The sequence below is a fragment of the Zafaria sp. Z1313 genome, from assembly GCF_050563205.1.
Taxonomy (GTDB): Bacteria; Actinomycetota; Actinomycetes; order Actinomycetales; family Micrococcaceae; genus JAZDCJ01.
Window position 1 is genome coordinate 1 of sequence record NZ_JBNWUK010000003.1, and the last position, 22,051, is coordinate 22,051.

Below are 22,051 nucleotides of genomic sequence, written 5' to 3' on the forward strand. Positions count from 1 at the left end.
GAGGGTGTTTCATAGAGTGTGTAAGGGTCCGGTCTCTAACTGGGGTGTGACCTGTGGTTTCACCCCTTTGAAAGGACGGGCCTCATGGCAGATACCAACACCATTCCGAACCCTCTTGAAGGCGTTCTCAGCGCCGATCAGATCGACGCCCTCGTCACCGCCGCGGAGGATCTCGGGCAGGGGCGCCACGGCGTCGAGGAGCTGCTGGCGCGAATGACCCGCGCGGTCCTGGAACGGAGCCTGGAGACCGAGATGAGCGACCACCTCGGCTACGAGTCCGGGGACCCCGCCGGGGCCGGGACGGGAAACTCGCGCAACGGCAAGACCACCAAGAACGTGCAGACCCTGCAGGGGCCGGTGCAGATCACCGTGCCACGGGATCGGAACGGCTCCTTCGCGCCGGTCATTGTGCCCAAGCGGTCCCGCCGGCTGGGCAAGGTCGAGGACATGATCCTCTCGCTCTACGCCCGTGGGATGAGCACCCGCGACATCGGGGCCCACCTCGAGGAGATCTACGGGGCCAAGGTCTCCGCCGCGACGATCTCCCGGGTCACCGACGTCATCGCCGACGAGGTCGCCCAATGGCAGAACCGGCCGCTGGAAGCGGTGTATCCGATCGTCTACATCGACGCGATCTGGCTGAAGATCCGTGACGGCGGGGTCGTGGCGAACAGGGCCTGCCACATCGCCGTGGGCGTGGACGTCGAGGGCCGCAAGCAGGTCCTGGGCCTGTGGCTGGGCGCTTCGGAGGGGGCGAAGTTCTGGGCCAACGTGCTCACCGAGATCCGCAATCGCGGCGCCACGGACATCCTGGTCCTGTGTTGCGACGGGCTGAGCGGCCTGCCGGCGGCGGTGAACAGCATCTACCCGCAGACCGTGGTCCAGACGTGCGTGGTGCACCTGCTGCGCTCGGCGATGCGCTACGCCTCCTACGGGGACCGCAAGGCGATGGCCAAGGACATGCGTCCGATCTACACGGCTCCGACCGTGCAGGCCGCGGAGCTGGCCATGGAGGCCTTCGCCGAGGCCTGGCAGGCCAAGGCCCCCGGGGCGGTGCTGGCGTGGAGGAACGCGTGGGAGGACTTCACCCCGTTCCTGGCGTTCACACCCGAGATACGCAAGGTCATCTACACCACGAACCAGATCGAATCGATCAACTACCAGCTCCGGAAGATCACCAAGACCAGGGGCTCGTTCCCCTCCGACGACGCGGCGCTCAAGCTGGTCTACCTGGGGATCCGGAACATCGAGACCACCCGCGGAGGCGAGCTCGGAACCGGCACCCAGGGATGGCACCAGGCCCTGAACGCCTTCGCCGTCCAATTCCCCAACCGACTCCCGATCTGACCACCCGGTAGAGCGGATCACCGACCGGTCCCTTACACGGAAAACTTGACACCCCCCCCGCCCCGGCCCGGGACCGGGCCCAGCCCTTCGCGCCGGAGTGAGTGCCGTCATGGCGCGGGAGCACCAGGCGGGCATATGATTAGCATTGCTAAGTAACTAGTGAAGCCCGAAACCAGACGCGCGAACCACGAACGAAACCAGGCCCGACATGACTTCAGGCACGACACCAGATCCCACACCCGACGGGGGGAACTCCGACTCCCGCACGGAATCCAGCAGGAACCCCATCCCAGACCCGGGCGACGGACCCGCGGGGGAGGACCTCGCCGTCGCACTGCGCATCGCCGTGATGCGCACGTCCCGGCGCCTGCGCATCGAGGCGAGCGGCGATCTGCTCACGGCGGGCCGCTACTCCGTCCTCGCTGCCCTCGAACGCGGCCCCGCCACCCCGGGCGCCCTCGCCGCCCGCGAACGCGTGCAGGCCCCCTCGATGACCCGCATCATCAAGCTCCTCGAGGCCGACGGCTTCATCGAACGGCATGCCCATCCCGAGGACGGCCGGCAGGTCCTCGCCGCCCTCACCGAGGCCGGCCGTGAGGTGCTCGACCGGGCGCGCCGACAGCGCACCGCCTGGCTGCACCGGCGCGTCGACGAGCTCGACGACGGGGACCGCGCCGTCCTGGCCCGCGCCGCCGCGCTCCTGCAGGGGATGAGCGCCCAGTGAGCAGCATGTTCAGCTCCCTCGCCGTGCCCAACTACCGCCTCTGGGCCACGGGTGCCCTGGTCTCCAACATCGGCACGTGGATGCAGCGCGTCGCCCAGGACTGGCTCGTGCTCACGGTCCTGACGGACCACTCCGGGACCGCCGTCGGCATCACGACCGGCCTGCAGTTCCTGCCCATCCTCCTGCTCGGCCCCTACGCCGGGCTCATCGCCGACCGGCACGACAAGCGCCGGTTGCTCATGGCTACCCAGACGGCGATGGGCCTGTGCGCCCTGGTCCTGGGCCTGCTCGTGCTCACGGGCACGGCGGAGCTCTGGCACGTCTACGCCATCGCCACGGCCCTCGGCCTGGCCAGCGCGTTCGACGCCCCGGCCCGCCAGGCGTTCGTCTCCGAAGTGGTCGACGCGGGCCAGCTGCCCAACGCCGTCGCCCTCAACAGCGCCTCCTTCAACCTCGCCCGTCTGGCCGGCCCCGGCGTCGCGGGACTCGTCATCGCCTGGATCGGCACGGCCCCCGCGTTCCTCGTCAACGCCGCGAGCTTCGCAGCGGTCCTGCTCGCGATCGGCCGCATGGACGTCGCGGCGCTGCGCCCTTCGGCCCGGGCACCGCGGGGACGGCACCAGATCCTCGAGGGCGTCCGCTACGTCAAGGGCCGCCCCGACCTCGTGATGATCCTCGTCCTCGCGGGCATCATCGGCACGTTCGGACTGAACTTCCAGCTCACCAACGCCATGATGGCCACGGAAGTGTTCCGCGAGGGACCCGAGGCCTACGGCCTGCTCGGCACCGTGATGGCCGTCGGCACCCTGGCCGGGGCCCTGTGGGCGGCCCGCCGCGGACGCTTCCGCCTGCGCTACCTGCTCGGCGGGGCGGTCCTCTTCGGCGTCTTCACGATCGCCGCGAGCCTCATGCCTTCGTTCTGGTGGTACGCCGCCCTGCTGATCCCGGTCGGCCTGGCCTCGCTGACGTTCCTCAACAGCTGCAACACCTCGATCCAGCTCTCGGTCGAGCCGCGGTTCCGGGGGCGCGTCCTGGCCCTCTACATGGCCGTCATCCAGGGCGGGACGCCCATCGGGGCTCCGCTCGTGGGGTGGGTCGGGGAGGCGTTCGGGGCGCGCTGGTCCGTCGGCGTCGGCGGCGGGATCGCGCTCGTCGCCGGGATCTGGGCGCTCGTCCTGGTGCGCCGGAGGATGCGGACGACGCCGGGGCCCGGTCCCGCGGGGACGTCCCCCGTGGACGGATCGGCCGAGGGGCGACCGGCTACTGGTCGACCGGCTGCGGGACGACCCGCAGGGAATCAGTCCCCACGGACAACGACGCCGTGAAGCCGAAGCCGGCCTCCACGCTGCGCTCCTCCTTGAGGCCCGTCATGAGGTCCTGCTCGACGAGCGTGATGCGCGTGCCGACCTCGAGCGGGTTCAGCACCCAGCCGCCCTCGTGCGCCGCGACCTCGACCTTGGGATAGCCCACGATGTCCCAGTTGATCGTGGAGGCCTCGACGCGCGCGTTCGTGTCGTAGCTGAGCGGGCAGGCCGCCGGCTTGAGCACCTGCTGCTCGGCGCAGCGGTCCAGATAGGCCTTGAGCTCGGCCGAGATGTCGTCCGTGAGCGCCTGCGTGGGGCGCGTGACGAGGCCGAGGGGCGTCCGCACGCCCGACGGCGAGTTCACGATCCGGCGTTCCTCCGCGGCCTCGAAGTACTTCTCCTCGTAGCTGGCGGTGACGACGGCGGGCAGCAGGACGGGGAGGTCCTGGGCGCCGTCGGCGAGCGGGGAGGCGAGGCCGTTGACCGTGAACTCATTGGTGGTGTCGGCGGTGACGCGCAGGACCTGGGGGCCGGGGGAGACGAGCCGCCACCGGTCGAAGAAGAGCCATTCCGTCCCGGCGTGCTCGAGGCGGAACTGCGTCTGGTAGCGCCGGCCGTCCACGGAGTAGGCCGTGGTCACGGTCGCGTCGCCGCCCGCGGCGCGCTCGAGCGATTCGACCTCGAAGTCCTCGATCGCGGACGTCGCGGCGCGGAGCCCGTCGCCGTCCACGAGCAGGGCGTTGCCGTCCGGCGAGCCGGTGCCGAGCATCCCGAGCGCGAGTGCGCCCTCGCCGGCCTGCAGGTGCCCGAAGTAGTCCATGACGACCCGCTGCGGGCCGAACACGCGCTGGTTGACCTGCGTGATGGCGACCCCGACGCCGACGGCCACGATCATCACGGCCGAGAGCCATGCGGCGACGACCTTGACGAGGGGGGATCCGGAATTCACACCTCCACGTTACCGGCGGCGGCGCTTGGTGCCGAACATGCCGCGCATGAACTCCTTGCCGAGGGCCCCGGCGGCCTGCAGCGCGAAGTCCATGACGGGGTTCTGTTCCGGGACCCGGGAGGGCGCCGGGGCAGGGGCGGGAGCAGGCTTCGGGGACGACGACGGGGCCCGGCCTGGCGTCGTCGGCGGCAGCGTGCTGGGACGGCCCAGGATCTCCTCCTCGATGCGCCGGGCCTCGGCGTCGATGTCCGCCTGGCTCTGCCCGCGTCCCGGGACGTGCCCCGCGACCGAGCCGCCGGTGGCCGGTGAGGAGGGCTCCGGCGTCGTACCAGGGGTCCCGGCCGCGCCCTTGAGCTTCTCGAAGGCCGACTCGCGGTCCACGGGCGTGCCGTAGACCTGCAGGAGGGCCGACTCCGCGACGACGCGCTCGACGACGGAGGCCTCCGACGCGCCCATCGTGGAGCGCGGGGACCACATCCGCGTCCACGCGACCGGGGTCGGTGCGCCCTTCTCGTTCATGACCGTCACGATCGCCTCGCCCGTGCCCGCCTGCGTGAGCGCCGCGCTGAGGTCGTAGTCGCTCACGGGGAACGTCGAGACGGTCGCCTTGAGGGCCTTGGCGTCGTCCGGCGTGAAGGCGCGCAAGGCGTGCTGCACGCGGTTCGCGAGCTGGCCCAGGACGTCGGCCGGGACGTCCTTCGGCGTCTGCGTCACGAAGAACACGCCCACGCCCTTGGACCGGATCAGGCGCACCGTCGTCGTGATGGATTCGAGGAAGGCCTTGGACGCGCCGCGGAAGAGCAAGTGGGCCTCGTCGAGGAAGAAGACGAGCTTGGGCTTCTCCGGATCGCCGACCTCCGGGAGCTCGGCGAAGAGGTCCGCGAGGAGCCACATGAGGAAGGTGGAGAACACGAGCGGCTTCTGCAGGAGCGTCGGCAGCTCGAGGCAGGAGATCACGCCGCGGCCGTCGGGGGCCGTGCGCAGCAGCTCCGCCGTGTCGAACTCGGGCTCGCCGAAGAAGCGGTCCAGGCCCTGGGCCTCGAGCGTGACGAGCTCGCGCAGGATCACGCCCGCCGTGGCCTTGGAGAGCCCGCCGAGCTCGGCCAGCTCCGCCTTGCCCGCATCCGAGGTCAAGTGCTGGACGACGGCGCGGAGGTCCTTGAGGTCGTAGAGCTCCAGCTCCTTCTGGTCCGCGTAGTGGAAGACGAGCTGGAGGCTCGACTCCTGGGTCTCGTTCAGGTCCATGACGCGGGACAGGAGCAGCGGCCCGAACGCCGAGACCGTGGCGCGCACCGGCACGCCGGTGCCGTCGCCGCCGAGCGCGTAGTACTCCACCGGGAAGTCCGCGGGCGACCAGTCCATGCCCACGCCCGCCGTGCGGGCCAGGAGCTTCTCGCCGCCGGCACCGGGGGTGGACAGGCCCGTGAGGTCCCCTTTCACATCCGCGAGGAACACGGGGACCCCGTTCTCGCTGAGCTGCTCGGCCATGACCTGCAGGGTGATGGTCTTGCCCGTGCCGGTCGCCCCGGCCACGAGGCCGTGCCGGTTCATCATCCCGAGCGGCAGGCGGACCTGCGCCTCGGGGTGGACCGCGCCGTCCACGACCGCGGCGCCGAGGCCCATGGAGGGGCCCTCGAAGACGTATCCGTTCCTGATGAGTTCGACGTGCTCCGCCGGAGTTCGCTTAGCCATGCCCCACAGACTACTTCCCCCACGCTCCCCGTCACACGCGCGTCATGTGACCCGGATCCGCCGGGGATGACGCGCCGACGGCCCGGCCCGCGCGGGCCGGGTCGTCACATCCGGACACATGCGGGACTGTGAAGCGCCCGCCGCGGCCGTGCTTGCCGCCCGGGGCACCGTGTGCCTTAGATGAATGCACCAACCCATCAAGAGCGGCCGAGAGATCTGGATCGACGACGCCGCAGCAACCACCCGGAGTCCCGGAACGGTGCTACCGCCAGAAGCGATGGAGACGCATCCACGTCCCGGCCGTCCGCCGGGAGCCGCGGTGCACTCCCTTGCATACCGCGAGGAGGAACCATGTCCGAACCCCTGACGGCCAGTCCGCCGTCGTTGTCCTACGAGCTCTACCCGCCGCGGGACGCCGCGAGCCGCGAGACGGTCCTGGAGGCCGTCGAGGCGCTGCGCGCCACGGCCCCCGACTACGTCTCGGTGACGTACAACGGCACCGCCGAGCGCCGCGCCGCCTCGGTCGAGCTCATCACCCACCTGATCGAGAACACACGGCTGCGGCCCCTGGCCCACTTGACGTGCGTCGGGGAGACGCGGGCCTCGCTCGACGCGCTCGTCAGCCGGCTCGTGGGGCTCGGCGTCCGCGGCGTCCTGGCCCTGCGCGGGGACCTGCCCGCCGATCCGGGCGGGGACCGCGGCGAGCTGCCGTTCGCCCGCTACCTCGTGGAGCTCATCCGGCAGGTCGAGGACCGCCGCTCCGCGACGCTCGCGGCCGGCCGCCTGGCCATCGGCGTCGCCGCCTACCCCACGCGCCACCCCGAGTCGCCCTCGTTCCAGCACGACGTCGAGGTGCTCCTGTCCAAGGAGCGCTCCGGGGCGAACTTCGCGATCACGCAGATCTACTTCGAGCCCGCGCAGTACGCGGGGCTCGTCGCGGCCGCCCGGGCCGCGGGCGTGACGATCCCGATCGTGCCGGGCATCATGCCGGTCAACAGCGTGCGGCGCCTCCTGCGCCTCTCCGCGCTCGCCGGCGTCGCACCCGACGCGGCCCTGCTGTCCCGCCTCGAGGGGGCCCGGAGCGACGCCGAGCGGCGTGCGATCGGCGTCCAGGCGGCCGCCGCCCTCGCCCGCGCCGCGTTCGACGACGGGGCCCCCGGACTACACCTGTACACCTTCAACGACCCCCTCGGCTCGCTTGACGTCGTCCACGAGCTCGGGCTCGCCGGCGCCGGCCGGGCCCTCGCCCCCGCACTCTGACCCAACCCCACCCAGGAGGACACCATGACCACCACCCCCCGCTTCCCCGAAGCCACCATCCTCGGCTACCCCCGCATCGGCCCCGCCCGCGAGCTCAAGAAGGCCGTCGAGGCCCATTGGGCCGGCCGCCTCGACGAGGCCGGGCTGGACGCGGCCGCCGAACGGCTGCAGGAGGACACCGTCGCGCGGCTCGTCGAGCTCGGCCTGGACGCGCAGGACTCCTCGATCCCGGCCGACTTCGCCCTCTACGACCAGGTCCTCGACACGACCGCGGCCCTCGGCGCCCTGCCGCGCCGCTTCGCCGACCTCGCCGCCTCCGACGGTTCGGTGGACACGGCCGGCTACTTCACCCTGGCCCGGGGCGACGCCGAGCGGGCACCGCTCGAGCTGACCAAGTGGTTCGACACGAACTACCACTACCTCGTCCCCGAGATCGGACCGGACACCGCGTTCGCGCCGCTCGCCCACCGCCTGAGCTCGACCATCGCGCGCCACGCGGCCGCCGGTTCCGTGCTGCGCCCGGTCCTCGTGGGCCCCGTGACCTACCTCCTGCTGTCCAAGCCGGAGGACGGCGCGCCGGAGGGCTTCGACCCCCTGGACCGGCTCGACGACGCCGTGGCCGCCTACCGCGGGATCCTCGCCGGCCTCGCCGCTGCCGGCGCCGAGTGGGTCCAGCTCGACGAGCCGGCGCTCTCGACCGACCGCGGCGGCGCCCTCGCCGTTCCGGGAGGGGCGCTCGAGCGCGCCTACCGCGCGCTGGCCGCGGACGACGCCGGGGCCCGGCCCGCGCTGTTCGTCACCACGGGCTACGGCACGGCAGGGGACCCGCAGGCGCCGGGGCGCGCCCTGCGCGTGCTCGCCGAGGCGGGCGTCGAGGCGGTGCACGCCGACCTCGTCCGCGGGGCGCGGCCGGCCGGGGCCGAGCTGGCCGCGCTGGGCGGCACGCGCTTCGTCGCCGGGATCGTCGACGGGCGCAACGTGTGGCGCAACGATCTCGCGGCGTCCCTGACCCTGCTCGAGGAGCTCTCGGGCGCGGCGGGCGGGGCCTCCGTCGCGACGTCGACCTCGCTCTTCCACGTCCCGCACGACGTCTTCGCCGAGGAGTCCCTGCCCGCGCACCTGCCGTCCTGGCTCGCGTTCGCGGACCAGAAGGTCGCCGAGGTGCGGACCCTCGCCGCGGGCCTGGCCTCCGGGCCCGCCGGCGTGGAGCGCGAGATCGCCGAGGCGTCGGCCGCGATCGCCTCCCGCGCCGCGTTCGAGGGCGTGCGCCGTGAGGAGGTGCGGTCCCGGACATCGGCGCTGACCGCCGCCGACGTGGAGCGCGCACCCGCCGAGGAACGGGCCGAGGCGCAGCGCCGCCGGCTCGGCCTGCCCGTGTTGCCGACCACCACGATCGGTTCCTTCCCGCAGACGGGCGAGGTGCGCAAGGCGCGCGCCGACGTCCGCGCCGGGCGGATCGACGAGGCCGCCTACGACGGCTTCCTGCGGGCCGAGATCGCCCGCGTCGTGGCGCTGCAGGAGGAGCTCGGGCTCGACGTGCTCGTCCACGGGGAGCCGGAGCGCAACGACATGGTGCAGTACTTCGCGGAGAACTTCGACGGCTTCGCGGCGACGACCCATGGCTGGGTGCAGTCCTACGGATCGCGCTGTACTCGGCCGTCGATCCTCTGGGGCGACGTCTCCCGCCCCGAGGCGTTCACGGTGCCGTGGACGAGCTACGCGCAGTCGCTCACCGCGAAGCCGCTCAAGGGCATGCTGACCGGTCCCGTGACGATCCTCGCGTGGTCGTTCGTCCGCGACGACCAGCCGCTGCGCGAGACGGCGAACCAGGTGGCCCTGGCCCTGCGCGACGAGATCGCCGACCTCGAGTCCGCCGGCACCGCGATCATCCAGGTCGACGAGCCGGCACTGCGCGAGCTGCTCCCGCTGCGCGCCGCGGACCAGGAGGACTACCTCGCGTGGTCCGTCGGCGCGTTCCGCCTCGCCACCTCGGGCGTCCGCCCGGACACCCAGATCCACACGCACCTCTGCTACTCGGAGTTCGGGGAGGTCATCCGCGGGATCGACGGCCTGAACGCCGACGTGACGAGCATCGAGGCCGCCCGCTCCCGCATGGAGGTCGTCGCCGACCTGGCCGGCTTCGGCTACTCCCGCGGGATCGGCCCGGGCGTGTACGACATCCACTCCCCGCGCGTTCCCTCCGTCGAGGAGGTCACGGGCCTCATCGAGACCGCGCTCGCGAGCGTCCCGGCGGGCCAGCTGTGGATCAACCCGGACTGCGGGCTGAAGACCCGCGGCTACGAGGAGACGACGGCGTCGCTGCGCCACCTCGTCGAGGCGGCCGCGGCCGCGCGCACCGGGCTGCTCGCCGGTGCGGGGACGCCACGATGAGCAGCACCACCCAGATCCACGCCGGCTACGCGCCGGCGGGGCCGCACTACCCGGTCGCCGTGCCGATCCACCAGAGCGCGGCCTACGAGTTCCAGGACTACGCGAGCGCGCGCGCCATGTTCGCCCTGACGCGCCCGGGCTTCACCTACACGCGCACGGGCAACCCGACCGTGGCCGTGCTCGAGGAGCGCGTCGCCGCGCTCGAGGGCGGCCTGGGCGCGGTGGCGACGGCGAGCGGGCAGTCCGCCGTCGCCACGGCCCTGTTGGCGCTCCTCGGCGCCGGGGAGGGCGGCGGGCGCGTCGCGGCGTCGTCCCAGCTCTACGGGGGGACGGTGGACCTGCTCACGGATACCTTCGCCGACTTCGGCTACGGCGTGGACTTCGTGGACCAGGACGACCCGGCGGCGTGGGCGGCGGCGATCGGGCCCGGGACCCGGGCCGTGCTGCTCGAGTCCATCACGAACCCGCTCGCGACCCTGCCGGACCTGCCGGCGATCGCGCGCACGGCCCACGCCGCCGGGGTGCCCGTGGTCGTGGACAACACGCTCGCCACCCCCGCCCTCTACCGGCCGTTCGAGCACGGGGCCGACGTCGTCGTGCACTCGGCGACGAAGTTCCTCGGCGGCCACGGGACCACCCTCGCGGGCGTCCTTGTGGACGGCGGGACGTTCGACTTCGCCGCCGATCCGGTCAAGTGGTCGCGGATCGTGGGCCCGCGGAGCCGCTACGGCGGGGCGAGCCTCTGGGAACGGCACGGCCGCGGCGCGTACCTGGCCTATGCGCGCAGCAAGTACCTGCACGACCTCGGCCCCGCGTTGGCCCCCTCGGCCGCCGCCGAGATCCTGCGCGGGACGGAGACGCTGCGGTTGCGGGTCGAGCGCCACGGGCGGAACGCCGTGGACGTCGCCCGCTTCCTCGACGCGCACCCCGCCGTCGCCCGCGTCCACCACCCCTCGGTGCCCGGGCACCCGGGGGAGGGGATCGCGGCGCGCGACTTCCCGGACGGCACGGGCTCCGTGTTCTCGTTCGACCTCGCGGTGGACCCCGAGCGGGACCCCGGGGCGGTGGCGCGCTTCATCGACGCGCTGCGGCTCTTCAAGCTCGTCGCCAACCTCGGGGACACGCGCTCGCTCGTGGCCCACCCGGCGGCGATGACGCATTGCCGGCTCACGCCGGCGCAGCGGGCCGCGGCCGGGATCGGCGAGGCGACGATCCGGCTCTCGGTGGGCCTCGAGGAGCCGGCGGACCTGACCGCCGACCTCGCGCAGGCCTTCGCCGCGGCGGGGCTCGTCGCCGAGGGGAGCGTGGCCTGATGGGCGCCTACCGGGGCTTCAACACGACGGCGATCCACGCCGGGCAGGAACCGGACCCGCTGACGGGGGCGGTCATCCCGCCGATCTACCAGACCTCCACGTTCGTCCAGGACGGGATCAACGTCCTGCGCGGGGGCCACGAGTACTCGCGCGGCTCGAACCCGACGCGGGCCGGCTTCGAGGCGCAGCTCGCCGCGCTCGAGGGCGGCGTCGCGGGCTTCGCGTTCGCCTCGGGGATCGCCGCGGAGGACGCCCTCCTGCGGGCGCTGCTCGCCCCGGGCGACCACATCGTCCTGGGTGCCGACGGCTACGGCGGGACCAACCGGCTCATCAACCGGCTGCACGGCAAGTGGGGCGTGGGGAACACCCCCGTGCCGATCACCGACGCGGCGGCGGTGCGCTCCGCCGTCGTTCCGGGGAAGACGGCGCTGCTGTGGCTCGAGACGCCGTCGAACCCCCTCCTGGGGATCGCGGACGTGCGCGCCTGGGCGCGGATCGCGCACGACGCCGGGGCCCTCCTTGTCGTGGACAACACCTTCGCCTCGCCCTACCTGCAGCGGCCCCTTCAGCTCGGGGCCGACCTCGTGGTGCACTCGACCACGAAGTACATCGGCGGGCACTCGGACGTCCTGGGGGGCGCGGTCGTGGCCTCCGGGGGCGCGTGGCGCGGGGAGGCGCTCGCCGAGGCGATCGGCTTCCAGCAGTTCGCCGGCGGGGCCGTCGCGGGGCCGCAGGACGCCTACCTCGCCGCGCGCGGCCTCAAGACCCTGGGGCTGCGGATGGAACGGCACGGGGCCAACGCGCTCGAGCTCGCCCGCTGGCTACGGGAGCGGCCCGGGGTCGCCGAGGTGCTGTATCCGGGGTTGGAGGAGCACCCGGGGCACGCGCTCGCCGCGGAGCAGATGGACGGCTTCGGCGGGATCGTCTCGCTGCGCTTCGGCCACGAGCGCGCGGCCCGGGCGTTCGCCGAGTCCACGCGGCTCTTCGCGCTCTCGGTCAGCCTCGGCGGGGTCGAATCGCTCGCCTGCTACTGCTCGGAGATGACGCACGCGAGCGTCAAGGACACCCCGCTCGCCGTGCCGACGGACCTCGTCCGGCTCTCCGTCGGGGTCGAGGACGTGCGGGATCTGCGGGCCGACCTTGAGCAGGCGCTCGCCGTCGTCGTGCGGCTGCCGCAGCCGGCGCGGGTCTAGAACGGATTCAGGAGGCGGTGCACGAACTGGCGCGTGCGCTCGGCCCGGGGAGCGCGCAGCACCTGGTCCGGGTGCCCGCGCTCGACGACGACCCCGCCGTCCATGAAGACGACCTCGTGGGCGACCTCGCGGGCGAACGCGAGCTCGTGCGTGACCATGACCATGGTCCAGCCCTCGGAGGCGAGCTCCTTGATCACGGTGAGCACGTCGCCGACGAGCTCGGGGTCCAGGGCGGACGTCGGCTCGTCGAAGAGCAGGAGCGAGGGCTTGAGCGCGAGCGCCCGGACGATCCCGACGCGCTGCTGCTGCCCTCCCGAGAGCTCGTGCGGGTACTGCTCGGCCTTCGCCTCGAGCCCCACGCGGGCCAGGAGCGTCCGCGCCTCGGCGACGGCCTCGGCCTTTCCGCGGCCCTGGACCCGCACGGGCCCCTCGATCACGTTCTGCAGGACCGTCATGTGCGGGAAGAGGTTGTAGTTCTGGAAGACCATGGCGCTGCGCGTGCGCAGCGACTCCTTCTCCTTGCGCGTCGTGGAAGGCCCGAAGTCGACCTCTGGCCCGCCCGCGAAGGCGACGCGGCCGGCGTCGGGCTGCTCGAGGCCGTTGAGGCAGCGCAGCACGGTCGTCTTCCCGGACCCCGAGGGGCCGATGAGGGCCAGGACCTGCCCGGAGTCGACGGCGAGGTCGATCGAGCGCAGGACGTGGTTCTCGCCGAACGACTTCTGCAGGCCCTCGGCCCGCAGGAGGGGCCCGGCGGACGGGGCGTCAGTGGGCGACATAGCGGTCCAGCCTCCTTTCGATGCGCACCTGGCCCGCGGACAGGACCAGGCAGAACACCCAGTACACGAGCGCCGCGGCGAGGTAGACCACCATGAACTGCTGGCTGAAGGCCGCGATCTGCTGCGCCTGGCGGAACAGCTCGGTGACGAGGATGAGCGAGGCGAGCGAGGTGTCCTTCACGAGCGAGATGAAGGTGTTGGACAGGGGTGGCACGGACACGCGCGCGGCCTGGGGCAGGATGAGCCGGCGCAGGGTGAGGGTCCGCGACATGCCGATCGTGTACCCGGCCTCCCACTGGCCCTTGGGGACGGAGAGGATCGCCGCCCGGATGACCTCCGCGGCGTAGCCGCCGACGTTGAGCGAGAACGCGATGACCGCGCTCGGCCACGGGTTGATCGTCACGCCGACCGAGGGCAGGCCGTAGAAGATCACGAACAACTGCACGAGCAGGGGCGTGCCGCGGATGACCGAGATGTACGCGCGGGCGATCCCCGAGACGACCCGGCGGCGGCTGATCCTCATGAGCGCCACGCACAGCGCGATCGCGAGCCCCAGCGCGAAGCTGATCAGGGCCAGCGGGACGCTCCCGATCAGCCCGTCCCGGGCGATCGGCCCGAGCGAGTCGAGGAACAGCTGCCAGTTCACGGTGCGTCCGCCGGGCTACTTCGAGACGTCGGCGCCGAAGTACTTGTCCGAGAGCTCCGCGAGCGTCCCGTCCGCGGCCAGCTCGCCGAGCGCCGCGTCGACGGCCGCGACGAGGTCGTCGCTGCCCTGCCGGAACGCGAACGCGCTGAGCGAGGTCTCCTCGGTCTCGGCGGCGACCTTGATGTTCTGGTTCCCGTTGGTGTTCTGGTAGTCGAGGTACGTGAGCTGGTCGTTGATCGTCGCGTCGACGCGCCCCTGCTCGAGGAGCGCCACCGACTGCGCCCAGCCCTCGACGCCCTCGATCAGCGCCCCGGACTCCCTCGCGAGCTCGGCCCAGTTGCTCGTGAGCGACTGGGCCGTCGTCTTGCCCTCGAGGTCCGCGAAGGAGGAGATGTCCGTGGTGTCGGCCGTCGTCACGATCACGCCGCGGCTCACGGTGTAGGGCTCGGAGAAGGAGTAGACCTCCTCGCGGGCCGGGGTGATGGAGACCTGGTTGGCGATGACGTCGAAGCGGCCCGACTCGAGGCCCGCGAAGATCGCGTCCCACTGGGTCTCCTGGAACTCCGGCTCAACGCCGAGCTTCTCCGCCACGGCCGTGGCGACCTCGACGTCGTAGCCCGTGAGCTCGCCCGTGCCGCCCTCGTGGAAGCTGAACGGCCTGTAGGTTCCCTCCGTCGCGATGACGAGCTTGCCGGCGTCCTGGACCTGCGCCAGCGTGAGGCCGCCGCTCTGGGGGGAGGCCCCGGCGTCGTCCCCGGTCCCGCCGCAGGCGGTCAAGGCGATCAGGGCGGCGGAGGCGGTGGCGGCCAGGGCAAGCAGACGGCGGTTCATGCGGGGTCCTTCGGGGTCGGCGGAGTTGAACGGTACCACGGTGCAGCGCCGCGGGAGGGGCGAATATTCCGTACTGCTACGCCGCGGCCTCAAGCCAGCAGGAGCGGGACGAGCATCATCGCCGGGATCGCCGTGACCGTGGTCAGCAGGACCGTGTCCTTGGCGACCACGACGCCCTGTGCGTAGCGGGAGGCGCTCACGAAGACGTTCTGTGCCGTGGGCAGGGCCGCCATGACCACCACGGCGAACAGCTCCGGGCCGGCCAGGCGGAAGGCGAAGGCCCCGATCAGCCAGGCCAGGACCGGGTGGACGACGAGCTTCAGGGCCGTGGCGACGAGGACATCGGCCCGCCGCCCCGCGGCCTTCTCGAGCGGGCGCGAGCCGACCAGGGAGATGCCGAAGGCGATGAGCATCGCCGGGATCGACGCCCCGGCGATGAGGTCCACCGGATCGGCGAGCTGCTGCGGCAGCCTCCAGTCCATGAGCGAGAAGAGCAGCCCGAGCATCGACCCCACGATCATCGGATTGCGGGCCGTCTGCAGGACCATCGCCGTCGGCGTCGTCCGGTGCCGCGTCGTCGTCGCGTCGAGCAGGGCCAGGAACACGGGGCTGAAGAGGGCCAGCTGGAACAGGATGACCGGCGCGGCCTGGGTGATGTCCCCGAGGACGTAGACGGCGATCGGCAGGCCCAGGTTCGCCGAGTTCACGGTCGCCGCGCTCATCGCTCCGATGAGGCGCTCCCCGCGGCTCCGCCGGAGCCACCACGTGGTCGCGGCCACGTAGGCGAGGGCGACGAGGACCGCGCTGATCGAGGCGACGGCGAGCGAGGGGCCGAGGACCGCGGCCGGATCGGCCTCGGAGAGGGTGTTGAACAGCAGCGCCGGGCTCGCGACGAAGAAGGTCAGGCGGTTCAGGACGTAGCGGGCCTGCGGCCCGAGGACCCCTGTCCGGCCGACGGCATAGCCGACGCCGATGACGGCCCAGACGACGGCGAAGCCGGACAGGACCCCGAGCACCGGTTAGGACTCGGTGCCGGCGAGGGCGTGCGGGGGCCGGGACATCCCGGCCACGACGGCCTCCGAGGGATCCGTCCCCAGCTCGACGATCCGGTTGTCCGCGTCGACGTGGACCACGGACGGCACGTAGCCGCGCGCCTCCTGGGTCTCCATCTGCGCGTAGCTCATGAGGATGACGAGGTCGCCGCGGTGGACCAGGTGGGCGGCGGCGCCGTTGATCCCGACCACGCCCGAGCCGCGCTCGCCGGGGATCGTGTAGGTCTCGAGCCGCGCGCCGTTGGTCACGTCGACGATGCTGACGAGCTCGCCCGGGAGGATGTCCGCGGCCTCGAGCAACTCGAGGTCCACCGTCACGGAACCGACGTAGTGCAGGTCGGCGTGGGTCACGGTGGCGCGGTGGATCTTGGACTTGAACATGGTTCGTCTCATGGCGGGAACCAGTCTACGCCCGCACGGGAAGGCGCCCGGAACAGGGCAGAAAGAGAGCGGGCGACGGGAATCGAACCCGCGTGTCCAGCTTGGGAAGCTGGCGCTCTACCATTGAGCTACGCCCGCAAGACGCCCGCGAGTCCGTTCGTTACCGCGGGCGCAATCCAGCATATCCCACCGTTGTGGTGGAATCGCAATCCGGTGTGGTCAGCCCTCCTGCGGGCCCTCCTGCGGGCCCTCCTGCGAGCCGTCGGGGCGGAAGTCGCGGCGGATCGCGTCGACGCCGTCGGGGCCGATCTCGAAGCCGACGGGGTGGCCCGGGTTGATCACGAGGCCCGCGCCGGAGAGGTTGTCCACGACGGCCGCGCCCACGACGCGCACGGCGAACGGCGCCGTGTCGATGTAGGTCCCCGGGATCCGGCGGACATCCGTGAAGAGCGCGATGAGCGGCTGGCCGTCGGCGTTCTGCAGCAGGAGCGGCTGGACGTTCTGCGTGTCCGCGGCGACCTCTTCGCGGCTCAGGAAGAAGACCTCCTCCTGCAGGAAGGTGGCGATCACCTCTCCGGCGCGCGCCGGATCCTCCTGGCCAGCCACGAGGATGGTCTCCAGATGCGTGTGCGGGACGGCGGGGTCGTAGTCGGCCGGGGACTCGGTGCTGGGCGTTTCACTCATTGCTCCACACGATCACGTGTCGCCCGCCGCCGCAAGCCGTCACCGTTTCCGGCACCGGTCCGGGCGGGCCTAGAGTGGTAGGCACTGTTGGGAGACACTGCGAGGAAGCACCATGACCGAGTTCCAGTATGAGGACCTGCTGCCCATCGGCGAGGATACGACGCCGTACCGCAAGATCAGCGCCGAAGGCGTGCGGACCGTCGAGGGGCCGGGCGGGCGGCGCTACCTCGAGGTCGACCCGGAGGCCCTGTCCCTCCTGGCGCGCACGGCGCTCCACGATATCTCCCACTACCTGCGCCCGGCGCACCTGCGGCAGCTGCGCGACATCCTCGACGACGACGAGGCGAGCCCGAACGACAAGTTCGTGGCCCTGGACCTGCTCAAGAACGCCAACATCGCCGCCGGCGGCGTGCTGCCGATGTGCCAGGACACGGGCACGGCGATCGTCATGGGCAAGCGCGGGCAGCGCGTCATCACGCAGGGTCCCGACGAGAAGGACCTCTCCCGCGGCATCTACGACGCCTACACGCAGTTGAACCTGCGCTACTCGCAGCTCGCCCCGCTGACCACGTGGGAGGAGAAGTCCACGGGCAACAACCTCCCCGCGCAGGTGGAGCTCTACGCCGACACGGCCCCGGGCCACGAGGAGCAGTACAAGTTCCTGTTCATGGCCAAGGGCGGCGGAAGCGCGAACAAGTCCTTCCTCTACCAGGAGACCAAGGCGATCCTCAACGAGAACGCCATGCTGCGGTTCCTCGATGAGAAGCTGCGCTCGCTCGGCACGGCGGCCTGCCCGCCCTACCACCTCTCGATCGTCATCGGCGGCACGAGCGCCGAGTTCGCGCTCAAGACCGCCAAGTACGGTTCCGCGAAGTACCTCGACACCCTGCCCACGACGGGCGCGATGACGGGCCGAGGGTTCCGCGACCTCGAGCTCGAGGAGAAGGTGCTCGAGCTGACCCGCCACTTCGGCATCGGCGCCCAGTTCGGCGGCAAGTACTTCTGCCACGACGTGCGCGTCGTCCGGCTTCCCCGCCACGGGGCCTCGCTGCCCGTCGCGATCGCCGTCTCCTGCTCGGCCGACCGCCAGATGCTCGCCAAGATCACCGCCGAGGGCGTGTTCGTCGAGCAGCTCGAGACGGACCCCGCGCGCTTTATGCCGGACGAGTCCCACCCCGCGATCGCGGCCCACGACCACGAGACCGACGGCGTCACCGGCACCGGGGGCTCCTCCGTCGTGAAGATCGACCTCAACCGGCCCATGGACGAGATCCTCGCCGAGCTCACCAAGCACCCCGTGAAGGCGCGCCTGTCGCTGAGCGGCCCGCTCGTCGTCGCCCGTGACATCGCCCACGCGAAGATCAAGGAGCGGCTCGACGCGGGCGAGGAGATGCCGCAGTACCTCAAGGACCACCCCGTCTACTACGCGGGACCGGCCAAGACTCCCGACGGCATGGCCTCGGGCTCGTTCGGGCCGACCACGGCCGGGCGCATGGACTCCTACGTCGACCAGTTCCAGGCCGCGGGCGGCTCCATGGTGATGCTCGCCAAGGGCAACCGCTCGCGCCAGGTCACCGAGGCCTGCGACGCGCACGGGGGCTTCTACCTGGGCTCGATCGGCGGTCCCGCGGCGCGCCTGGCCCAGGACTGCATCAAGAAGGTCGAGGTCCTCGAGTACCCCGAGCTCGGCATGGAGGCGATCTGGAGGATCGAGGTCGAGGACTTCCCGGCGTTCATCGTCGTGGACGACAAGGGCAACGACTTCTTCGCCGAGACGCTCAAGCCGACGTTCACCGGGATCCCGGTCCGCGCGCGGTAGCGGCTACGATGGCGCGGTGAGCGTCGAGAAGAACACCCGGGCCCTGGAGGAGGGAATCGAGACCGATTTCCGCGACAAGATGAGCTACGGCTCCTATCTGGGGCTGGACACCCTGCTGGCCTCCCAGCACCCCGTGAGCCGCCCGGAGCACCACGACGAGCTGCTGTTCATCATCCAGCACCAGACCTCGGAGCTGTGGCTCAAGCTCATGCTGCACGAGCTGCGCGCGATCACGGCCCGGCTGCGCGGGGACGACCTGCGGTTCGCGCTCAAGCACATCGCGCGCGTCAAGCACATCCAGCGCACGCTGACCGAGCAGTGGAGCGTCCTGGCCACGCTCACGCCGTCCGAGTACGCGGAGTTCCGGGGCTCGCTGGGCTCCTCGAGCGGCTTCCAGTCCTTCCAGTACCGGGCCGTGGAGTTCATGCTCGGGAACAAGAACGCGGCCATGGTGGACGTGTTCGCGGCCGACCCCGACGCGCACGCGCTGCTGAAGGAGCTGCTGGCGGCGCCGTCGGTCTACGACGAGTTCATCCGGCTCCTGTCCCGCCGGGGCCTCGACGTGCCGGCGTCGCTGCTGGAGCGCGACGTCACGCAGGCGCACGTGTTCACGGAGGAGCTCGTCGCGGTCTTCAAGGAGATCTACGAGGACGCGGCGGGCCACTGGGACCTCTACGAGGCGTGCGAGGAGCTCGTGGACCTGGAGGAGAACTTCCAGTTCTGGCGCTTCCGCCACCTCAAGACGGTGGAGCGGACGATCGGATTCAAGCGCGGCACGGGCGGGTCCTCCGGCGTCGGCTTCCTCAAGAAGGCGCTCGAGCTGACGTTCTTCCCGGAGCTCTTCGCGGTCCGCACCGAGATCGGGGCGTAGGCCCCGGGCCGGCGGCCTAGTGCCAGCGCGGCCGCCAGTCCCACGGGGCGGTGTGGCCGGGGAGGAAGGGGACGATCGAGTTCCGCGGCGCCGGGTCCGCGCCCGGCTCGGGCTCCGGCTCCGGGGCGGGCTCCGGCGTCGTCCGCGCCGCGACGTACTCCTCGTAGCTGGCGGCTCCGGAGGCCTCGAAGTCCGCCGCGGCCCCCTCGCCGAGGAAGCGCAGGTGCCACGGCTCGTAGGCGTAGCCCGTCGCGTCCTCGGCCCCCTCGGGATAGCGGATGATGAAGCCGTAGTCGACGGCGTGCGCGGCGACCCAGCGGCCGGCGGCCGTGTCCCCGAAGCAGCGGTGGAGCGAGCACTGCCCGCCCGCCAGCCCGACGTCGGCGGCGAGCCCCAGCTGGTGCTCGCTCGTTCCGGGGCGGGCGGAGATCTTCGAGGCGTAGGCCTCGCCATAGCGCGCGGCGTAGCTGCGGAAGACCTGCGCCTGGCGCTCGTAGGAGCGGTAGGCGCTCTCGACGACGAGCGCGTGTCCGTCGAGCCGCGCCCCCTCCACGAGCAGGGCCAGGGCGATCGCGGCTTCCGGGACCATGAGGTTCTGCGAGCCGGCCGCGGGCGTCAGCTGCGCGGGCACGTAGTCGAGCGGGTCCAGCGGGTTCTCGGCGTTGACCAGGACCTCGAACGACGCCGGATCGCGGGTCGCGTCCGCCTCCGGCCCCGCCGACGGAGCCGCTTGGGCCGGCAGCGCCGCGCACAGGGCGAGGACCGCCGTGGCGGCCAGGGCCGCGGCGCCGCGGTGTCGGTGTGGCTTCATGATCTGGCGTTCCCCCGGGGGCTCAGGCGGGCCGTGCGGGACCCTGTGCCTAGGATAGCCCCGCGCCCGCGGGCGTGGATACGCTATTTTGGTCACGTGCTGATCTCCGACCGCGACATCCGAACCGAACTCGACGCCGGCCGCATCGTGCTGGACCCGCTGGAGAAGGAGATGATCCAGCCGTCCAGCGTCGACGTGCGGATCGACCGGTACTTCCGGCTCTTCGACAACCACAAGTACGCGCACATCGATCCGGCGCTCGACCAGCCGGACCTCACCCGGCTCGTCGAGGTGGAACCGGACGAGCCGTTCATCCTGCACCCGGGGGAGTTCGTGCTGGGTTCGACCTACGAGACCGTGACGCTGCCGGACGACATCGCCGCGCGGCTCGAGGGCAAGTCCTCCCTCGGCCGCCTGGGCCTGCTGACGCACTCGACCGCGGGGTTCATCGACCCGGGATTCTCCGGGCATGTGACGCTCGAGCTCTCCAACATGGCGACGCTGCCGATCAAGTTGTGGCCGGGGTCGAAGATCGGCCAGTTGTGCTTCTTCCGCCTCAGCTCCCCGGCCGAGCACCCCTACGGCTCCGGGGAGTACGGGAACCGCTACCAGGGCCAGCGCGGGCCGACGGCCTCGCGCAGCCACCGGAACTTCCACCGCACGACGCTCACGAAGTAGGCGCGCGCTCCGGTGAGCGGACCGGCAGCAGCAGGAGCAGACCGGCGAGCAGGACCACGAGGATCCCCAGGATGCCGTAGCGCTGGGCGCCGTCCTCGCCGACGACGGGGCGGGCGAGCGCGATCGCGACGGTGAAGAGCCCCGGGGCCAGGAAGCTCACGGCGCGCCCCGTGGTGGCGTAGAGGCCGAACAGCTCGCCCTCCCGGCCCGGCTCGGCGAGGCGGGCGATGTAGCCGCGCGAGGCCGATTGAGCGGGGCCCACGAAGAGGCACAGGAGCAGGCCGAAGAGCCAGAAGCCCGAGGTGCCGGGGGAGAAGAACACCCCGAGCCCGGCCACGATCAGGCCCGCGAGCGAGCCGATGATGACGGCCTTGGGGCCGATCCTGTCATCGAGGAAGCCGCCCGCGATCGCTCCGGCCGCGGCGACGACGTTGCCGGCGATCGCGAAGACGATGACCTCCGAGGTCGTGAACCCGAACGTGCCCGCCGCGATGACGCCGCCGAAGGTGAAGACGGCGGCGAGGCCGTCGCGGAACACCGCCGAGGCGAGGAGGAAGAACAGCGTGTGCGGATTGCGGCGGCCGATCGAGCCGATGTGGCGGAAGAGGATCCGGTAGGACTCGAGGAAGCCGGTCTTCGAGGCCCGGGCCCGGCGCGGGAGCTCCGGCACGGCGAAGAGGACGGGCAGGGCGAAGGCGAAGAACCAGACGGCGGAGAAGACGGCGACGAGGCGCAGGTTCAGCGCGTTCTCGGTGCTCGCCCCGGGCCAGTCCACGACGGGCTGGACGAAGCCGAACAGGACGATCGCCAGGGCCAGGATCCCGCCGAGGTAGCCCATGCCCCAGCCGAAGCCGGAGACCTTGCCGAGCGTGGCCGGCGTCGAGATCTGCGGCAGCATCGCGTTGTAGTTGACGGTAGCGAACTCGGCGAAGACGCTCGCCACGGCGATGAGGACGACGCCGAGGACCAGGAAGCCGGGGTCGGGGGCGACGAAGAAGCACGCGGCCGTCGCGAGGGCGACGAGGACCGAGTTGACGCCGAGCCAGAAGCGCCGCCGCCCACCGGCGTCGGAGCGCTGGCCCGTCACGGGGGCCAGGAGCGCGATCGCGAGGCCGGCCACCGTGAGGGCCAGGCTCAGGGCCGCGGAGGTGTCCGCGCTGTTCCCGAAGGCGCTGCTCGTGAGGTAGACGGTGAAGACGAACGTCGTCATGACGGCGTTGATCGCCGCCGACCCCCAATCCCACGATGCCCATGCGATGACCTGCCGATTCAACATCCGTGGCGCGGGGTTCATGAGTGCATGGTAACGCTCTCGGCGTAAAGCGACGG

General features: G+C 71.8%; 20 protein-coding genes, 1 tRNA gene and 1 riboswitch. Of the genes, 10 read left to right on the forward strand and 11 right to left on the reverse strand.

Annotation, left to right across the window (positions count from 1 at the left end):
• The first annotated feature begins 84 nt into the window (after positions 1–84).
• From ACQ3I4_RS04750 to ACQ3I4_RS04760, 3 genes are all read left to right on the forward strand, one after another.
• Complete coding sequence (locus tag ACQ3I4_RS04750) at positions 85–1,347, forward strand: IS256 family transposase (RefSeq protein WP_329864319.1); 1,263 nt, start codon at positions 85–87, stop codon at positions 1,345–1,347.
• 208 nt (positions 1,348–1,555) lie between these two features.
• A complete protein-coding gene (locus tag ACQ3I4_RS04755) occupies positions 1,556–2,071 on the forward strand; it encodes a MarR family winged helix-turn-helix transcriptional regulator (protein ID WP_430632963.1) in 516 nt (171 codons plus the stop codon).
• A gap of 5 nt (positions 2,072–2,076) precedes the next feature.
• Positions 2,077–3,396, forward strand: coding sequence for an MFS transporter (locus ACQ3I4_RS04760; protein WP_430633060.1), 1,320 nt, complete (start codon positions 2,077–2,079; stop codon positions 3,394–3,396).
• Here ACQ3I4_RS04760 and ACQ3I4_RS04765 read toward each other — a convergent pair.
• Both ACQ3I4_RS04765 and ACQ3I4_RS04770 read right to left on the reverse strand, forming a co-directional pair.
• The gene (locus ACQ3I4_RS04765; protein ID WP_329863358.1) at positions 3,332–4,324 is read right to left on the reverse strand and encodes a hypothetical protein; all 993 of its coding nucleotides are present in this window, start codon (positions 4,322–4,324) and stop codon (positions 3,332–3,334) included. The genes ACQ3I4_RS04760 and ACQ3I4_RS04765 overlap by 65 nt on opposite strands.
• A gap of 9 nt (positions 4,325–4,333) precedes the next feature.
• Complete coding sequence (locus tag ACQ3I4_RS04770) at positions 4,334–6,016, reverse strand: helicase HerA-like domain-containing protein (RefSeq protein ID WP_430632964.1); 1,683 nt, start codon at positions 6,014–6,016, stop codon at positions 4,334–4,336.
• Positions 6,017–6,207: 191 nt separating this feature from the next.
• Positions 6,208–6,300, forward strand: a riboswitch (SAM riboswitch).
• A gap of 67 nt (positions 6,301–6,367) precedes the next feature.
• Between ACQ3I4_RS04770 and ACQ3I4_RS04775 the strand changes: the two genes are divergently transcribed.
• Genes ACQ3I4_RS04775 through ACQ3I4_RS04790 form a run of 4 tightly spaced genes read left to right on the forward strand, consistent with a single transcriptional unit; the run spans position 6,368 to position 12,173 of the window.
• Positions 6,368–7,276: a methylenetetrahydrofolate reductase gene (locus tag ACQ3I4_RS04775; RefSeq protein ID WP_329863355.1), complete on the forward strand. Its 909-nt coding sequence runs from the start codon at positions 6,368–6,370 to the stop codon at positions 7,274–7,276.
• 24 nt (positions 7,277–7,300) lie between these two features.
• Complete coding sequence (gene metE, locus ACQ3I4_RS04780) at positions 7,301–9,667, forward strand: 5-methyltetrahydropteroyltriglutamate--homocysteine S-methyltransferase (protein WP_430632965.1); 2,367 nt, start codon at positions 7,301–7,303, stop codon at positions 9,665–9,667.
• On the forward strand, positions 9,664–10,980 hold the full coding sequence (locus ACQ3I4_RS04785; protein WP_430632966.1) for an O-acetylhomoserine aminocarboxypropyltransferase/cysteine synthase family protein: 1,317 nt from the start codon (positions 9,664–9,666) through the stop codon (positions 10,978–10,980). Before metE ends, ACQ3I4_RS04785 begins: the two co-directional genes overlap by 4 nt.
• Complete coding sequence (locus ACQ3I4_RS04790; RefSeq protein WP_430632967.1) at positions 10,980–12,173, forward strand: cystathionine gamma-synthase; 1,194 nt, start codon at positions 10,980–10,982, stop codon at positions 12,171–12,173. The genes ACQ3I4_RS04785 and ACQ3I4_RS04790 overlap by 1 nt, the downstream gene beginning before the upstream one ends.
• Here ACQ3I4_RS04790 and ACQ3I4_RS04795 read toward each other — a convergent pair.
• The 7 genes from ACQ3I4_RS04795 to ACQ3I4_RS04825 form a co-directional block, all read right to left on the reverse strand.
• Positions 12,170–12,949 (reverse strand): amino acid ABC transporter ATP-binding protein, encoded by a 780-nt coding sequence (locus ACQ3I4_RS04795; RefSeq protein WP_430632968.1) that lies wholly within the window; start codon positions 12,947–12,949, stop codon positions 12,170–12,172. The two genes, ACQ3I4_RS04790 and ACQ3I4_RS04795, sit on opposite strands and share 4 nt — an antisense overlap.
• Positions 12,936–13,595, reverse strand: a complete 660-nt coding sequence (locus ACQ3I4_RS04800; RefSeq protein WP_430632969.1) for an amino acid ABC transporter permease — start codon at positions 13,593–13,595, stop codon at positions 12,936–12,938. Before ACQ3I4_RS04800 ends, ACQ3I4_RS04795 begins: the two co-directional genes overlap by 14 nt.
• Before the next feature lie 15 nt (positions 13,596–13,610).
• Positions 13,611–14,426 (reverse strand): amino acid ABC transporter substrate-binding protein, encoded by an 816-nt coding sequence (locus tag ACQ3I4_RS04805; RefSeq protein ID WP_430632970.1) that lies wholly within the window; start codon positions 14,424–14,426, stop codon positions 13,611–13,613.
• 89 nt (positions 14,427–14,515) lie between these two features.
• Complete coding sequence (locus ACQ3I4_RS04810) at positions 14,516–15,442, reverse strand: AEC family transporter (RefSeq protein WP_430632971.1); 927 nt, start codon at positions 15,440–15,442, stop codon at positions 14,516–14,518.
• 3 nt (positions 15,443–15,445) lie between these two features.
• Positions 15,446–15,871, reverse strand: a complete 426-nt coding sequence (gene panD, locus ACQ3I4_RS04815) for an aspartate 1-decarboxylase (RefSeq protein ID WP_430632972.1) — start codon at positions 15,869–15,871, stop codon at positions 15,446–15,448.
• Between the two features lie 55 nt (positions 15,872–15,926).
• A tRNA-Gly gene (locus tag ACQ3I4_RS04820) sits at positions 15,927–15,997 on the reverse strand.
• A gap of 81 nt (positions 15,998–16,078) precedes the next feature.
• Positions 16,079–16,543 carry an SseB family protein gene (locus ACQ3I4_RS04825; RefSeq protein WP_430632973.1) on the reverse strand — a complete coding sequence of 155 codons (465 nt, stop codon included), beginning with the start codon at positions 16,541–16,543 and terminating at the stop codon, positions 16,079–16,081.
• Positions 16,544–16,655: 112 nt separating this feature from the next.
• Between ACQ3I4_RS04825 and ACQ3I4_RS04830 the strand changes: the two genes are divergently transcribed.
• Positions 16,656–18,362: a fumarate hydratase gene (locus ACQ3I4_RS04830; RefSeq protein WP_329863329.1), complete on the forward strand. Its 1,707-nt coding sequence runs from the start codon at positions 16,656–16,658 to the stop codon at positions 18,360–18,362.
• A 16-nt stretch (positions 18,363–18,378) separates the two neighbouring features.
• The gene (gene kynA / locus ACQ3I4_RS04835; RefSeq protein ID WP_329863327.1) at positions 18,379–19,233 is read left to right on the forward strand and encodes a tryptophan 2,3-dioxygenase; all 855 of its coding nucleotides are present in this window, start codon (positions 18,379–18,381) and stop codon (positions 19,231–19,233) included.
• Positions 19,234–19,249: 16 nt separating this feature from the next.
• Here kynA and ACQ3I4_RS04840 read toward each other — a convergent pair whose 3' ends face one another.
• Positions 19,250–20,044 (reverse strand): M15 family metallopeptidase, encoded by a 795-nt coding sequence (locus tag ACQ3I4_RS04840; RefSeq protein ID WP_430632974.1) that lies wholly within the window; start codon positions 20,042–20,044, stop codon positions 19,250–19,252.
• Between the two features lie 96 nt (positions 20,045–20,140).
• Here ACQ3I4_RS04840 and dcd point away from each other — a divergent pair, with 96 nt between their 5' ends.
• Positions 20,141–20,722, forward strand: coding sequence for a dCTP deaminase (gene dcd / locus ACQ3I4_RS04845; protein WP_329863323.1), 582 nt, complete (start codon positions 20,141–20,143; stop codon positions 20,720–20,722).
• Here dcd and ACQ3I4_RS04850 read toward each other — a convergent pair.
• Positions 20,712–22,016: an MFS transporter gene (locus ACQ3I4_RS04850; protein ID WP_430632975.1), complete on the reverse strand. Its 1,305-nt coding sequence runs from the start codon at positions 22,014–22,016 to the stop codon at positions 20,712–20,714. The genes dcd and ACQ3I4_RS04850 overlap by 11 nt on opposite strands.
• Positions 22,017–22,051 lie beyond the last annotated feature (35 nt).